The 12,712-nt window shown below is 68.2% G+C and carries 15 protein-coding genes; 7 read left to right on the top strand and 8 right to left on the bottom strand.

Annotated features, from left to right (window positions below; all coding sequences use genetic code 11):
* Positions 1-46 precede the first annotated feature (46 nt).
* Positions 47-988 (bottom strand): LysR family transcriptional regulator, encoded by a 942-nt coding sequence (locus ABEA39_RS17720; RefSeq protein ID WP_345377299.1) that lies wholly within the window; start codon positions 986-988, stop codon positions 47-49.
* A gap of 123 nt (positions 989-1,111) precedes the next feature.
* Here ABEA39_RS17720 and ABEA39_RS17715 point away from each other — a divergent pair, with 123 nt between their 5' ends.
* Positions 1,112-2,104 (top strand): DUF1852 domain-containing protein, encoded by a 993-nt coding sequence (locus ABEA39_RS17715; protein WP_345377482.1) that lies wholly within the window; start codon positions 1,112-1,114, stop codon positions 2,102-2,104.
* Positions 2,105-2,124: 20 nt separating this feature from the next.
* Positions 2,125-3,153 (top strand): methionine synthase, encoded by a 1,029-nt coding sequence (locus ABEA39_RS17710; protein WP_345377298.1) that lies wholly within the window; start codon positions 2,125-2,127, stop codon positions 3,151-3,153.
* Here ABEA39_RS17710 and ABEA39_RS17705 read toward each other — a convergent pair.
* From ABEA39_RS17705 to ABEA39_RS17690, 4 genes are all read right to left on the bottom strand, one after another.
* On the bottom strand, positions 3,150-4,295 hold the full coding sequence (locus ABEA39_RS17705) for an epoxide hydrolase family protein (RefSeq protein WP_345377297.1): 1,146 nt from the start codon (positions 4,293-4,295) through the stop codon (positions 3,150-3,152). The genes ABEA39_RS17710 and ABEA39_RS17705 overlap by 4 nt on opposite strands.
* A gap of 118 nt (positions 4,296-4,413) precedes the next feature.
* Complete coding sequence (locus ABEA39_RS17700) at positions 4,414-5,262, bottom strand: NmrA family NAD(P)-binding protein (protein ID WP_345377296.1); 849 nt, start codon at positions 5,260-5,262, stop codon at positions 4,414-4,416.
* A gap of 84 nt (positions 5,263-5,346) precedes the next feature.
* Entirely contained in the window at positions 5,347-5,916 is a 570-nt protein-coding gene (locus ABEA39_RS17695) for a TetR/AcrR family transcriptional regulator (RefSeq protein ID WP_345377295.1), read from the bottom strand.
* Between the two features lie 89 nt (positions 5,917-6,005).
* Positions 6,006-7,265: an amidohydrolase family protein gene (locus ABEA39_RS17690; protein WP_345377294.1), complete on the bottom strand. Its 1,260-nt coding sequence runs from the start codon at positions 7,263-7,265 to the stop codon at positions 6,006-6,008.
* 107 nt (positions 7,266-7,372) lie between these two features.
* On the opposite strand from ABEA39_RS17690, the gene ABEA39_RS17685 reads away from it, so the two are divergent.
* The 3 genes from ABEA39_RS17685 to ABEA39_RS17675 are packed head-to-tail and all read left to right on the top strand — an operon-like array spanning position 7,373 to position 9,398.
* Complete coding sequence (locus ABEA39_RS17685) at positions 7,373-7,966, top strand: TetR/AcrR family transcriptional regulator (protein WP_345377293.1); 594 nt, start codon at positions 7,373-7,375, stop codon at positions 7,964-7,966.
* Positions 7,967-8,017: 51 nt separating this feature from the next.
* On the top strand, positions 8,018-8,875 hold the full coding sequence (locus tag ABEA39_RS17680) for an MBL fold metallo-hydrolase (protein ID WP_345377292.1): 858 nt from the start codon (positions 8,018-8,020) through the stop codon (positions 8,873-8,875).
* A 10-nt stretch (positions 8,876-8,885) separates the two neighbouring features.
* The gene (locus ABEA39_RS17675) at positions 8,886-9,398 is read left to right on the top strand and encodes a MarR family winged helix-turn-helix transcriptional regulator (protein WP_345377291.1); all 513 of its coding nucleotides are present in this window, start codon (positions 8,886-8,888) and stop codon (positions 9,396-9,398) included.
* A 36-nt stretch (positions 9,399-9,434) separates the two neighbouring features.
* Here ABEA39_RS17675 and ABEA39_RS17670 read toward each other — a convergent pair whose 3' ends face one another.
* Complete coding sequence (locus ABEA39_RS17670; RefSeq protein ID WP_345377290.1) at positions 9,435-9,839, bottom strand: VOC family protein; 405 nt, start codon at positions 9,837-9,839, stop codon at positions 9,435-9,437.
* Positions 9,840-9,904: 65 nt separating this feature from the next.
* On the opposite strand from ABEA39_RS17670, the gene ABEA39_RS17665 reads away from it, so the two are divergent.
* On the top strand, positions 9,905-10,357 hold the full coding sequence (locus ABEA39_RS17665) for a hypothetical protein (RefSeq protein ID WP_345377289.1): 453 nt from the start codon (positions 9,905-9,907) through the stop codon (positions 10,355-10,357).
* A gap of 21 nt (positions 10,358-10,378) precedes the next feature.
* On the opposite strand, the gene ABEA39_RS17660 is transcribed toward ABEA39_RS17665, so the two are convergent.
* Complete coding sequence (locus tag ABEA39_RS17660; protein WP_345377288.1) at positions 10,379-11,176, bottom strand: aldo/keto reductase; 798 nt, start codon at positions 11,174-11,176, stop codon at positions 10,379-10,381.
* Positions 11,177-11,299: 123 nt separating this feature from the next.
* Complete coding sequence (locus ABEA39_RS17655) at positions 11,300-12,265, bottom strand: ferritin-like domain-containing protein (protein WP_345377287.1); 966 nt, start codon at positions 12,263-12,265, stop codon at positions 11,300-11,302.
* Between the two features lie 260 nt (positions 12,266-12,525).
* Between ABEA39_RS17655 and ABEA39_RS17650 the strand changes: the two genes are divergently transcribed.
* Positions 12,526-12,712: hypothetical protein (locus ABEA39_RS17650; RefSeq protein WP_345377286.1), on the top strand; the 187-nt coding region annotated here is incomplete at its 3' end.

The raw sequence follows: 12,712 nt of genomic DNA, 5'->3' as shown, positions 1-12,712 counted from the left end.
CCCAGCCGAGCAGCGCCCAGCCGGACGGCGCCCAGCCGAGCAGCGCCTAGCCGAGCAGCTCGACGCCGAATCCGGCCACCACCCTCCGGACCTCGGCGAGGTAGCGCCGGCCCTGTTCGGTGAGGGGGATCGCGGAGTGGCCGATCCAGCCGATCTCGATGTGCTCGTCGACGTCGAGGGGCACGGCGACGATGTCCGGGTCGAGATCGTCGCTCACGATCCCGGTCGAGATCGTGTAGCCGTTGAGGCCGATCATGAGGTTGAAGATCGTCGCGCGATCGGAGACGCGGATCTCCCGACTGCTCGACAGCGTGGAGAGGATCTCCTCGGCGAAGTAGAAAGAGTTGTTCGTGCCCTGGTCGAAGGTGAGTCGCGGCAGGTCGGCCAGATCGTCGAGGGTCGCGCGATCCCGCGAGGCGAGGGGGTTCTTCCGGGAGATGAAGATGTGCGGCTCGGCGACGAAGAGCGGGTGGAAGACGAGTCCGGAGTCGCGCAGCAGCTTGTCGATGACGTTGCGATTGAAGTCGTTCCGGTAGAGGATGCCCAGTTCGCTGCGGAGCGTCCGGACGTCCTCGATGATGTCCCAGGTGCGGGTCTCCCGCAGCGAGAACTCGTACTCGGCCGCTTCGGTGCCCTTCACCATCTGGACGAACGCGTCGACCGCGAACGAGTAGTGCTGCGTCGACACCCCGAGCAGCCGCCGAGACGGTGGGCGACCGAGGTAGCGCTGTTCGAGGAGCGCCGCCTGTTCGACCACCTGCCGGGCGTACCCGAGGAACTCGGTGCCGTCGCTCGTGAGCGTGACCCCGCGGGCGGAGCGGAGGAGCAGCGTCCGGCCCACTCGGGACTCGAGGTCTTTCATCGCGGCCGACATGGTCGGCTGCGCCACGAAGAGCAAATCAGCGGCCGCGGTGATCGAGCCCTCGGCTGCGACCTCGATGAAGTAGCTGAGCTGCTGGAGGGTGATGCCGCTCGTCTGACGGGCCATAGGGAAAGACTATAGGCAGGTATCGAAGCTTCGAATTACTCGATGCCCGTGCGCTCGGGCACGATGGACGAACCGACTTCCACGAGGCCCACCCCGGCCGAGCATCCCCCGGATTGGCCGCCCATGGCGAACGACTTCGCGTTTAGCATCACCAGCACCCGTTTCGACGAGGACTACACCCCGTCGAGCAACTCGCGGGCCACGACCAACTTCGCCAACCTGGCCCGAGGCGAGCGCCGGCAGGAGAATCTCCGGAACGCCCTGACGATGATCGACCGTCGGTTCAACGACCTCGCTCGCTGGGACAACGCCGCCGGGGACCGCTACACGGTCGAGCTGGACATCGTCACCGTCGAGCTGCAGTTCTCGGCGGACGGCGAAGACCAGCAGTTCCCCCTGCTCGAGGTCCTCGACGTCCACATCGTGGACCACCTGACGGGCCGCCGGCACCAGGGCATCGTGGGCAACAACTTCTCGTCGTACCTCCGCGATTTCGATTTCAGCATCCTGCTGCCCTCCGTCAACGACGACGCCGCGGCGTTCACTGTCCCCGACGACTTCGGCGCTCTGCACGGCAAGCTGTTCCAGCACTTCCTCGACTCCGCCGTCTACCAGGAGCGCTTCCCGATGACCCCCGTCATCTGCATCAGCGTCTCGACGAGCAAGACCTACCAGCGGACGGACAACCACCACCCGATCCTCGGCGTCGAGTACCGCCAGGACGACCCGTCGCTGACCGACGACTACTTCGGCCGGATGGGTCTGACGGTCCGGTACTTCATGCCGACCGGCAGCGTGGCGCCGCTCGCGTTCTATTTCCGCGGCGATCTGCTGAACGACTACTCCAACCTGCAGCTCGTCGGCACCATCAGCACGATGGAAACCTTCCAGAAGATCTATCGCCCCGAGGTCTACAACGCGAACTCGGCGGCCGCGAGCACCTATCGACCGAGCCTCACGCAACAGGACTACTCGCGGACGGAGATCGCCTACGACCGGGACGAGCGCAGTCGACTCGCCCTCACGCAGGGGCGGTTCACCGAGGAGCACTTCGTGAAGCCGCACAAAGAGGCCCTCGAGCAGTGGGCCGCCACCTACCCCGAACCCATCCGATGACCGACGGAGAAGCGACGATCATGAACTCACTCCTTCCCACCTCGACCGTCGGCAGCCTGCCGAAACCGACCTGGCTCGCGGAGCCGGGAACCCTCTGGTCCCCGTGGAAACTGCAGGGGGATGCCTTGGTCGAGGGCAAGCAGGACGCGTTGCGCATCGCCGTCCACGAGCAGCTCCGACGCGGTATCGACATCATCAGCGACGGTGAGCAGACCCGTCAGCACTTCGTCACGACGTTCATCGAGCACCTGAGCGGCGTCGATTTCGAGCAGCGCGAGACCGTCCGGATCCGTGATCGGTACGACGCGAGCGTGCCGACCGTCGTCGGGGCGGTGAGTCGCGAGAAGCCGGTGTTCGTCGACGACGCGAAGTTCCTCCGCGCTCAGACCGATCGGCCCATCAAATGGGCGCTTCCCGGCCCGATGACGATGATCGACACGCTCTCCGACCGTCACTACAAGAGCCGCGAGAAGTTGGCGTGGGAGTTCGCGACGATCCTCAATCAGGAGGCGAGAGAGCTCGAGGCGGCCGGGGTCGACGTCATCCAGTTCGACGAGCCCGCCTTCAACGTCTTCCACGACGAGGTGCAGGACTGGGGCGTCGCCACTCTGGAACGGGCCGCCGAAGGCCTGCGCGCGGAGACCGTCGTGCACATCTGCTACGGCTACGGGATCAAGGCGAACAACGACTGGAAGGCGACGCTCGGGCCGGAATGGCGGCAGTACGAGACGTCCTTCCCGCTCCTGCAGCAGTCGACGATCGACACCGTCTCGCTCGAGTCCCACCACTCGCACGTCCCGGTCGACCTCGTCGAGCTCCTGCGGGGCAAGAAGGTCATGCTCGGGGCCATCGACGTGGCGAGCGAGACGGTCGAGACCCCGGAGGAAGTCGCGGAGACGCTTCGGAACGCCCTTCGCTTCGTCGACGCGGAGAACCTGATCCCGAGCACCAACTGCGGCATGGCGCCGATGTCGAGGAACGCGTCGCTCGAGAAGCTGAGTGCGCTGTCGGCGGGCGCGGCCATCGTGCGCGCCGAGCTCGGGGCCTAGCCGGCGGGGTCGGTGGCCGCGTCGGGTGCGACCTTCGCCGCCAGATCCACGGCGAGGCGGATGCCGGTCTCGTAGTCCTCGGGGACTTCCCATGCGGCGAAGTGGCCGCCTTTCGCGAACTCGAGCCAGGTGTGCGTGGCGAAGAGGCGGCGCGCGAATTCTTCCGGTGCGTTGACGAGGTCCTTCGGGAACATCGTGAACACGGTCGGTGCGGTCGGGCGTGACCTCTTGTCACTTTTCTTGGCGTACGGAGTGAAAGACGTGCCGATGCTGCCCGTCGTCCAATAGGCCATGACCCACGTGAGCAGCTCGTCTTTGCTGAACACCGTCTCGATGTCGCCGTCCGAGTCCGTCCACGCGCGCAGCTTCTCGATGAGCCACGCGGCCAGCCCCGACGGCGAGTCGTTCAGTCCGACCGCCAGCGTCTGAGGTCTGGTCGACTGCTCGTGCATGTAGCCGCCCTCTGCGGCCTGCCATCGGTGTCCGCGCTCCACGTAGCGCTGTTCTGCCGCGCTCAGGTCGTCGGGGAGGTCCGTCAGGAAGTGGTACTGGGAGACGTCGGCGAGGTGCAGGGCCACGACGTTGTCGGGGTACTTCGCGGCCAGGGCCTCAGCCACGTCGCAGCCGACGTCGCCGGCCGAGACGACGTAGCGAACGTGGCCGAGGTCGAGCATCATGTCGGCCACGGCGTCGGCCATCGCCGCGGCCGACAGCCCTCCTTCAGCGATCGGGAGAGCGAACGGAAACCCGGGCAGCGCCGGCACGACGACGTCCAGGTCGCGCAGCCGGGGGAGGAGTCGCTCGAAGCGCAGGACTGAATCGGGCCAGCCGTGAAGGAGCAGGACGGGAGCGCTCGTGCCCGGCCCGATCGTGGCTCGCTGATGAACGACTCGAAGGGCATGAGGCGCGGCGCCGCCGATCTCCCAGGGCAGGTCGCGGATTCGCCCCTCGTGTGTCCGCCAGTCGTACTCGTCGGCCCAGTATCGGACGAGCTCGGCGAGGTAGTCCCCGTCGGTACCGAGGTCCCAGCCGCGGTCGGATGGCAGGGAGACGCGTCGGTAGGACCTCAGCCTGCGGAGGAGGTCGACGAGGGCCTCGTCCTCGAAGCGATCCGGAGCGGCGGACCGGCTGACTCTGTTCATGCGTCGGACTCCTTCGGGTGGTCGACCGCCCAGTCGGCCCGAGGGGCTTGAAGGGCGCTGGTCGGATCGATTGCGCTCGGGCCATTGTGGCTCGAGGGTCCGACATCGGTGCCGGGGGCTAGGCGAAGTCCGGCGCGTGATCCCGAGCGAAGGCGGCGAAGGCGATCGGACGGCGACCGAGGACCCGCTCGACGTCGGAGGAGACAGCCGCCGCTTCGTGCGCGGCGTAGTGGGCATAGTCCTCGACGAGTCCCGCGACCTGCCACGGGGGCAGGATGCCTGCGAGGGCCGTCGCGAAATCCTCGGGAGACGCGTTCACGAACACGACGTCCTTTCCGAGGGCCGATCCGAGGGCGAGGGCCATCTCCGCGTGGGTCAGTGCTTCCGGCCCCGTGAGATCGAGGGTGCCGAGGGGGGTGCTCGAGAGCAGCGCCGTCGCCGCGACGGCCCCGATGTCGCGGACGTCGACGGCGCTGACACGCGCGTCGCCGACGGGTGCGAAGAAGGCTCCCTGGGCTGCGATCGAATCCCGAAAAGCGAACAGCCCCTGCATGAAGAGATTCGGGCGGAGGATGGTGGCCCCGATGCCGGATGCCAGGAGGTGCGCCTCGACGGCGGCGTGATAGCGCAGGAATCGGACGGGCGAGTCGTCTGCCGCGGCCAATTGGGAGAGCAGGACGATGTGCTCCACTCCCGCCGCGCGAGCTCGATCGATGAAGTCGATCTGCTGCTCCTCCGCCGCTTCGCTCGACGGCGTGACGAGGTAGGCGGCCGTGACGCCGTCCAGGGCCCTCGACAGGGAGGCTCCGTCGTCGAAGTCGGCCAGGACCCGCGTCGCTCCGGCAGGCAGGGGCGCCGACGTGCGGCGCGTCATGGCCGCGGCCCTCCCGCCCGATTTCGTGAGGGCGTCCAGGGTCGCGCCGCCGGTGGCGCCGGTGGCGCCGGCGATGAGGATGGTCTCGTGCATGATGTTCCTTTCGTGGGGATATGTGTGATTGATCACTCACCCGCTGTGATCACGAAACGTGTCCGAGTGAGCGACGATCGGTCGTCAGGGGGTGGCGGTGTCGGGGTGGCGGATGCCCCGAGCGATGAGGCGCGCCCAGTCCGCGTCGACGTCGCCGATGCCTGCCGTGACGACGAGGTGGCAGAGCTGGCCGAAGGCCAGGAATCGTTGAACGGCGTCGTCATCGGCTTTCGACTTCTGCGACGCCGTGGTGGTGACCTTCTCGAGCCCCCGGCGGAGGGCGGCGCCCACCTCGGTGACGCCCGCCGACGACTGCGCGTGGACCTGGAGCAGCAAGAGGGTCCGGTCGGCGATGAGCCCGGCATAGGCGGCGGCCATGGCGTCGAGGACATCGTCGGGCTTCGTCGCACTCGAGGCGTCGGCGGCGCGGGTGAGGGTCTCGACGATCTCGACGAAAGAGCGGTCGAGGGCGGCGACGAAGAGGTCCTGCTTGGTCGGGAAGAGTTTGAAGACGTACGCGCTCGAGATGCCGGCCGCCTTGGCCACGTCGGCGACGGTGGTGCCCGCGTAGCCCCCGACGGCGAACGTGTCGCGAGCGGCGTCGACGATCGCGGGAATGCGACGTTCCGACGTGGACAGCGACTTCGTGGGCATGTGAGTGACTGTACACTCACTCTTCTCGTCGGACAACTGCGAACGGGCCGAAGGTGCAGGGCGAAGGGTCTGTGAGCGCGGGATGCCCGTCACCGATGTGATGATTCGGGGGAGTGGGCGACTATTCGCCGACCGGAGATCCAGACCTCCTCGATCGACTGCGTCGCCCGGATGTCCTTCCACGGATCCCCTTCGACGATGAAGAACGAGGCCGGACCGGTCGAGTCGATTCCGGTCTGCTCGGCACCGAGGAGCCGTCTGTTCACAGCCAGGCCGGCGCCGAGGGCGGCAGAAGTGCTCAAGCCCGCTCGGGTGAGCAGTTCGAGCTCCCGATGCTGGGCGAACCCGAGGAGCTTGAACCGAAACCCGCTGTCCGTGCCGAGCCCGACGTCGATTCCGTGCGTGTGGGTTCGGCGCACGTTCTCCAGGGCGATCTCGAGGCTCCGCGCCGGATGGGCAGGATCGACGGACAACCGCTCGTGGCGGAGTCGCTCGACACCTCTGGGCCCGGCGGCGCGGCGGAACGAGTCGTCCTCGAGGTAGGGGTTGTGAAGAGTCGAGAAGGCGAACTCGGCCTCCTCGCGGGAGAGGGTCGGGACGAGGGTCGTTCCGTGGACCGCCATGGAGTCCAGGAGTCGATCGGAGATCGGGCGGTCGCGGATGGAGTGCGCCAGGACATCGACCTCGAGTTCGACGAGGGACTCCGCATCGGCGTGGTCCTTCACGTGGGCGAACGTCGTGATGCCGTGGTCATGTGCTTCAGCGATGATCGCTCGCGCGATCGCCGTCAGCGTCTTCGGGACCGTCCCTCCGAAGCTGTCGGTCCAGATCTTCACGGTGGTGCATCCCTGAGCGGCGAGATCGCGCACGTACCCGCGAGCCTGCTCCGGCTCCGTCGGCCGGTACCGCAATCGAGGCCGCGTGAGTTCGGGCGGCCACCCGTCGACGGCGCCGAATCCGACCCCTGCGCTGTGGCCGACGGCCCGGCCGAGAGGGTCGGCCGCACGCCGCTCCACAAGCGTTTCGGTGAGCCACGGCTGGTCGGTCCCGAGCGAATGCGCGAGCCCGATTCCGAAACGAGCCAACTGCTCGAGTTGCCCGTCGATGTGATCGATCGTGTGGAAGTCGGGGTCGTCGTGAACCCCGTCCGAGATGCCTAGGTGCAGGTGGGAGTCGGCCAACAGGGGGATGGCCGTCAGTTCGGGCCCGCCCGCCTCAGCCGGAACCGGGGGAGCCCAGGGCCTGACCGAGTCGACGGAGCCATCGGGACCGATCGTGATGTGTGCGGGCCCGAGATCGCCGCCGCCGAGGCCTGCGTGGTGATGCACGAGAAGGTGTGTCGAGGACATCTTCGACAAGGTACCGTCCGGTACTATCTCTGTCAAAGCGCACCTGCACGCAGACGGCATGTCCAGCACGCGCCCCACCGATTCCCCTCGCTCGAAGGAGGAGGCACATGCCCGTTCCACCAGGCGCTCGACTCGACCCCGAGGCGACCAGGGAGAGAATCCTCCACGTCTCCGAAGAGATCTTCGCGACTCGCGGCACGGCGGCGGTCAGCGTCTCCGATCTGGCTGCAGCGGCCGGCGCGTCGAAGGCCTCGATGTACAAGAACTTCCGTTCCAAAGAGCTGCTGATCGAGGCGACTCTCGCGGATCGAAGCGCGCGGGTCCAGGAGTGGTTGAGGCACGGCGTGGAATCGCTTCCCCCCGGCCGTCGACGCATCCTCCGGATTTTCGACCTGCTGCTCGACTGGTACCGGCAGGACGACTTCCATGGCTGTGCCGTGGTGAGCGCTGCCGCGGAGACGCGGATGTCCGACGAGGCTCTCCGGGCCATCGCTCGCCGGCACCTCGACTCCTATCGAGCCCTGATGGCGAGATCCCTCCAGGGGGCGGGCGCGAACGATGCCGACGCGCTGGTCGAGCACCTCTTGATCCTCATCGAAGGCGCGACCGTCGTCAGTGCGGTCGACGGCGAGCCGGAGGCAGGCGTCAGAGCGCGTGAGATCGCCGGGCTCCTCCTCCAGGCTGCCGGGGTGGCCGGCTGACGAGTCCAAAATACTCTTGACTCGGATCATCCTAACTCGTACGATTTGAGAATGAGAACGTCACGCCTCCCGCTCTGGTCCGACCCGCTCCCCACGGCGACGCCACCCGCCGACCTGGCGATCCATCGCATTCCTACTGGCACCTATTCCGCTCGTGCGGCGCTCGCCGTGACGGGCGGGTCCGTGTTCGACAAGCGGCGTTTCGCCGCCACCGCGGTCCTGATCTCCCACCCGCAGGGCGACCTGCTCATCGACGCGGGGTTCGGCGAGAACCTGGCCGAGCACGTGAAGATGCTCCCTCGCCTGGAACGCGCGCCCTACGAGCGGGGAGAGACGGTTGCGCACCAGTTGCGAGCCGCCGGTTACGACCGGTCTCGGCTCCGGGGAGTGCTCGTCACGCATGTGCACTGGGATCACGTGAGTGGCCTCGACTCCCTGCGGGTCCCCGTCTGGATCAACGCAGACGAGCTCCGCTACGGCGCCGAGGACGCCCACGGCGCCGTGTTCCGTTCGGTGTCGAGTGGCCTGGAGATCCACGAATACGCGCTCGACGGGCCTCCCTACCTCGGCTTCCCGGCGAGTTTCGACGTCTACGGGGACGGATCCGTCGTCGTCGCCCTCGCTGCGGGCCACACGTCCGGTTCCGTCGTCGTCTTCGTCGCTCTGCCCTCGGGCGAGCGGTACGGCTTCATCGGCGATCTGACCTGGCAGATGGACGGCATCACCCGCGGGGCCGAACGCCCGTGGATGCTGCGTCGGGTCGCCGACGTGGACGCCGACACCGTCCGCCTCGGGCTCCAGCGCAGCATCGCCCTCAGTGAGGCGGTACGAATCGTGCCGGCCCACGACGTCGGCGCGTACGAGGGCATCCCCCTTCTGCCGTCGGTCTTTCCCGCTACGGGTGAGTGAGAATGTGACCATGCAGACATCCGACGCCGACGCTCTCGCGACGAAGGGGCCCCATCGACCGGAGCTGCCACGACCCGTTCTGGGGCCCGGCCCGGACTCCGAGCTGACCTGGCTCCTCCACCGCGCCGCTCAGCGAATGCACGCCGCCGTCGGGGCCGAAGCGGAACGGCATGGTCTGACCCTCCGTGACCACATCGTGCTCAGTGCCCTCCACAAGACGCAGAACCTCACCCAGCTCGAACTGGGGCAGGCGCTCGGCATGGACAAGACCACGCTCGCCACCGAGATCGACAGGCTGGTGAAGGCCGGCCTCGTGACGAGGAGCGTCGACGCCCGTGACCGCCGGGCGCGCATCCCCGCTCTCTCCATCGAGGGAGAACGCCTTCGCGCGACCATCGCGGTCGGGGTCCACGCTGCCGAGACGGCCGCCGTGAACGCCCTCGACGAGCAGCAGACCGCGCTGCTGCGCGCGACTCTCTACACGATCATCGGCACCTCCGACGATCCGGGGTCGTGCATCTGAGAGCCTCCGACGAACCCGGGCAGTCGGCGGTGACGCTCACACGGCGGGGTCGGTCGCCGGCTTGATCCAGAACGGCGAGTAGTGGTACCCGTCGGGGTCGTCGAACTGGCGCTGGTACATGAAGGGGTAGTCGTCGGTGTCGCCGATCCGGCCGCCGGCGGCACCGGCGCGCTCGGTGAGCTCGTCGACCGCCTCCTGGCTGCCGAGATCGAACGAGACGGTGACCTTCGAAGGGGTGTCCGGGCCGCCGACGAGGGCCTCGACGCCTCCGACGCTCTCGTACATCTCGCGGCTCGTGAGCATGATGTACTGGTCGGCGCTGATCGCGAAGCACGAGGCGTCCTGATTGGACATCTCGGCGTGGAGGGTCCAGCCGAGCGCCGTGTAGAAGGCGGTCGCCCGTTCGACGCTCTCGACCGGGCACGTGATGTAGAGGCTCATACGGCCGATGCTCGCAAAGGTCGCGGTGCCCGGTCAAGGCCCCGCTGCGGGAATAGGCTCACGGGGTGACTTCGACTCCCCTCACCCTCGGTTCCCGGGTCGAAAGCCCCGCCTCCCGCTCGGCCCACGGCCGCGGCTGCCCCCTCGCCTCCCAGTGCTCGTGCGTGTTCCAGCGGATCGCGATGCGCGAGACGGGGGATGCCCGGGCCGACGTGGCCGCAGAGGTGGCGACTCCTCGCGATACCTCCGCCTCCGCCGTCGCCGAACCCGCCGCCTTCTCCGAGGCCGTGGCGGAGTGGACCGCGTGGGGCTGGAACGTGGTCGCTTCGGCGCCCGACGAGGTCGTCCTGCAGCGCATCCACCGGGTGTCGTTCTGTGCCAACCTCGGTCTCGTCGTCGTGACCGGGGCCCTGTGGCTGCTCTACTGGGTGCCCCGAGCCCGGCACCCCCGGGTCGACTCGGTGACGCTCACGCTCGAGGCCGACGGCACGGTCCGGTCGTCGTCCCGCCTGCACTGAGCCGCCCGGCCGCGCCCGCCGTCAGTTGCGCCCCTGCTTCGGCAGCGCGTCGATCCGCGCCATCTGCTCGTCGTCGAGAGCGAAGCCGTCGAGGTCGATGTTCTGCCGGATCCGGTCGGGGTTCGACGAGCGGGGGATGCTCACGATCTCCTTCTGGAACAACCACCGGAGGCTGACCTGCGCGGTCGTGACGCCCAGGTCGTCGGCGATGGCGGTCAGGTCGGGGTCCCGGAGCACGGGCCCGCCCTGGCCGAGCGGCGAGTACGCGGTCACGGAGATCCCCCTCTGCCGGCTCTCCTCGACGAGAGCCTTCCGCTGCCGCAACGGGTGGAGCTCGATCTGGTTGACGGCCGGCACGGTGTCCGACCCGGCGGCCAGGGCGTCGAGCTCGGCGGCGTCGAAATTCGAGACGCCGATCGCGCGCACCCGGCCGGCCTCCAGCAGCTCCTCCATCGTCTTCCAGGTCTCGAGGTTGCTCGCGGCGGCCTGCGGCCAGTGGATCAGGAGGAGGTCGATGGTGTCGACCCCGAAGTTCCGCGTCGAGGCGTGGAAGGCGCTGCGGACGCCGCGCTCGGTCATGTCGCTGCGCCAGATCTTCGTCGTCAGGAACCGGTCGGTCGGCGCGAGCCCTGCATCGGCCAGACCGCCGGTGACGGCGCGTTCGGTGCGGTACATCGTGGCGCTGTCGAAGGCGGGGTAGCCGGCTCGCGCTGCCGCGGCGACGGCCGTGCGATCGACCTGCCAGGTGCCGAAGCCGATCGCGGGGATGCGGAGTCCGGCGGTGTTCGGCAGGGGGAAGGTGGTCTCGGCGACGGTCATGCCTCCACTCTGGCAGGCGGTCCGGGACAGGGCATGAGAAGCGGGGATGCACGGGCCGAACCGACCCGTGCATCCCCCGTTCTCTCGGCGGAGCCTTTCGACGTGCCGCGCCTCGAGGCCCCGCTAGGAGGTCGCGCTGCCCGGGTTGCCGCTCGCCACGATCGCGCCGTTGATGCCGGCGGGGAAGAAGCCGCCCTTGTCGATCTGCACCGGCGTCAGGTAGACGACGTTGAGCACACGCTCGGCCGTGCGACCGTACGCGATGCTGTTGGCGTCGGTCGGCACCAGGTTCAGGGCGCCGTTCAGCGTGAGGCCCTGGTCGTCGTCGGTCGGGCCGTCGAGGCTGTCGCGGGCGTTCGAGATCGCGGTCGCCGGCGCCTGGAGCCCTTTGGTCGCGAGCGAGGTGCGGATGATTCCCGCGTGGTACGCCTCGACCGAGAGGATGCCCGCGGCCGCACTCAGGTACGTCTTGTTGTAGATGAGAGGAGCGGCGCCCTTGTAGGCCGTGACCCCGACGTCTTCGAAGATGAAGGCGCCGAGGAGGAAGTTCTCCTCGCTGGCGAACGGGTCGAAGGTCTCACCCGCCTTGATCAGGCCGGCGGCCTGGGCTGCGGCGGAGAAGCTCGACGAGAGGTCGATGGCCGGGCGCGAGACCTTGGCCCCGCCGAGGGCTGCGCGGAGGAAGGCGACGTGCGCCTTTTCGTCGGCCGCGATCTCGGTGGCGATCGCCTTGATCTGCGCGGTCTTGAACGGCACCTTGTGCCCGCCGACGACCGGCCCCTGGGGGTCGATCCCGTCGATCATCGTGCTGTCGAGGCCCACGCCGGTGACGGCGCGGAGGTAGAACTCGGCCTCGAGGTACTCAAGGTTCAAGGCGAAGTTGAGGATGGCGGAGTCGGAGATCGCCTGGTCGGACGGCGAGATGTCGGAGGGGGTGACGGTCGCGGCCTGGGCCGGTGCGGCCCCGGCCAGGGCTGCGACGCCGACGCCGAGACCCGTCACGCCGGCGGCGGTCAGGAAGCGCCTCCGATCGAGGGGGTTCTCGGCGCTTCGGGAGATGGCACTGCTGATGAATCGTTTGTCGAACATCGGTGTTCCGTTCTGGGAGCGTGCGCGATCGACGTGATGGATGAGTGCGCAGGGTCCCAGATGCTCTGCGCTCACGTCGGACGGAGGGGGATCCGTCTTGGGGGACAAGTTACACAGTTCGGGGGACGGATGGCCAGACCTCACCCGTGAATTCTGGGAGCGGGATCTCGATGAGAAACCGGACCCGTCGATTCGGGCAGGGGTGCCGAACACAGTGCATCGGGCAGACGCCCACAAACCTTCCACCAAAGGATCACCAAATGTTCAAGATCTCCAAAGCCGGAGTCTCCTTCGCCGCAGCCGGTCTCCTCATCGCCGGAGTCGCCGGAGTCGGCGTCACCGCCGCCAACGCCACCCCGAACGTGCACCTCGCCGCCTCCTCGAAGATCCCCGCCCCCGTGGCAGCCGTCCCCGCCCTCTTCGGCGGCAACACCTCCGTCGCCCTCG

The organism is Frondihabitans cladoniiphilus, from assembly GCF_039544345.1.
GTDB lineage: Bacteria > Actinomycetota > Actinomycetes > Actinomycetales > Microbacteriaceae > Frondihabitans > Frondihabitans cladoniiphilus.
Note: the sequence above shows the minus strand (reverse complement) of the source record. Positions and strands in the feature narration are given on the sequence as shown.

Coding starts and splice junctions, on each gene's coding strand:
- ABEA39_RS17670 (WP_345377290.1), bottom strand. CDS start 9,839: ATGAGCCTCTACATCACGTGCCCGGTCGAGAGCGTCGAACGGGCGACC.
- ABEA39_RS17705 (WP_345377297.1), bottom strand. CDS start 4,295: ATGAACAGAGTCAGCCGGTCCGCCGCTCCGGATCGCTTCGAGGACGAG.
- ABEA39_RS17660 (WP_345377288.1), bottom strand. CDS start 11,176: ATGACCGTCGCCGAGACCACCTTCCCCCTGCCGAACACCGCCGGACTC.
- ABEA39_RS17655 (WP_345377287.1), bottom strand. CDS start 12,265: ATGTTCGACAAACGATTCATCAGCAGTGCCATCTCCCGAAGCGCCGAG.
- ABEA39_RS17675 (WP_345377291.1), top strand. CDS start 8,886: ATGCAGACATCCGACGCCGACGCTCTCGCGACGAAGGGGCCCCATCGA.
- ABEA39_RS17690 (WP_345377294.1), bottom strand. CDS start 7,265: ATGTCCTCGACACACCTTCTCGTGCATCACCACGCAGGCCTCGGCGGC.
- ABEA39_RS17710 (WP_345377298.1), top strand. CDS start 2,125: ATGAACTCACTCCTTCCCACCTCGACCGTCGGCAGCCTGCCGAAACCG.
- ABEA39_RS17720 (WP_345377299.1), bottom strand. CDS start 988: ATGGCCCGTCAGACGAGCGGCATCACCCTCCAGCAGCTCAGCTACTTC.
- ABEA39_RS17685 (WP_345377293.1), top strand. CDS start 7,373: ATGCCCGTTCCACCAGGCGCTCGACTCGACCCCGAGGCGACCAGGGAG.
- ABEA39_RS17695 (WP_345377295.1), bottom strand. CDS start 5,916: ATGCCCACGAAGTCGCTGTCCACGTCGGAACGTCGCATTCCCGCGATC.
- ABEA39_RS17715 (WP_345377482.1), top strand. CDS start 1,112: ATGGCGAACGACTTCGCGTTTAGCATCACCAGCACCCGTTTCGACGAG.
- ABEA39_RS17680 (WP_345377292.1), top strand. CDS start 8,018: ATGAGAACGTCACGCCTCCCGCTCTGGTCCGACCCGCTCCCCACGGCG.
- ABEA39_RS17700 (WP_345377296.1), bottom strand. CDS start 5,262: ATGCACGAGACCATCCTCATCGCCGGCGCCACCGGCGCCACCGGCGGC.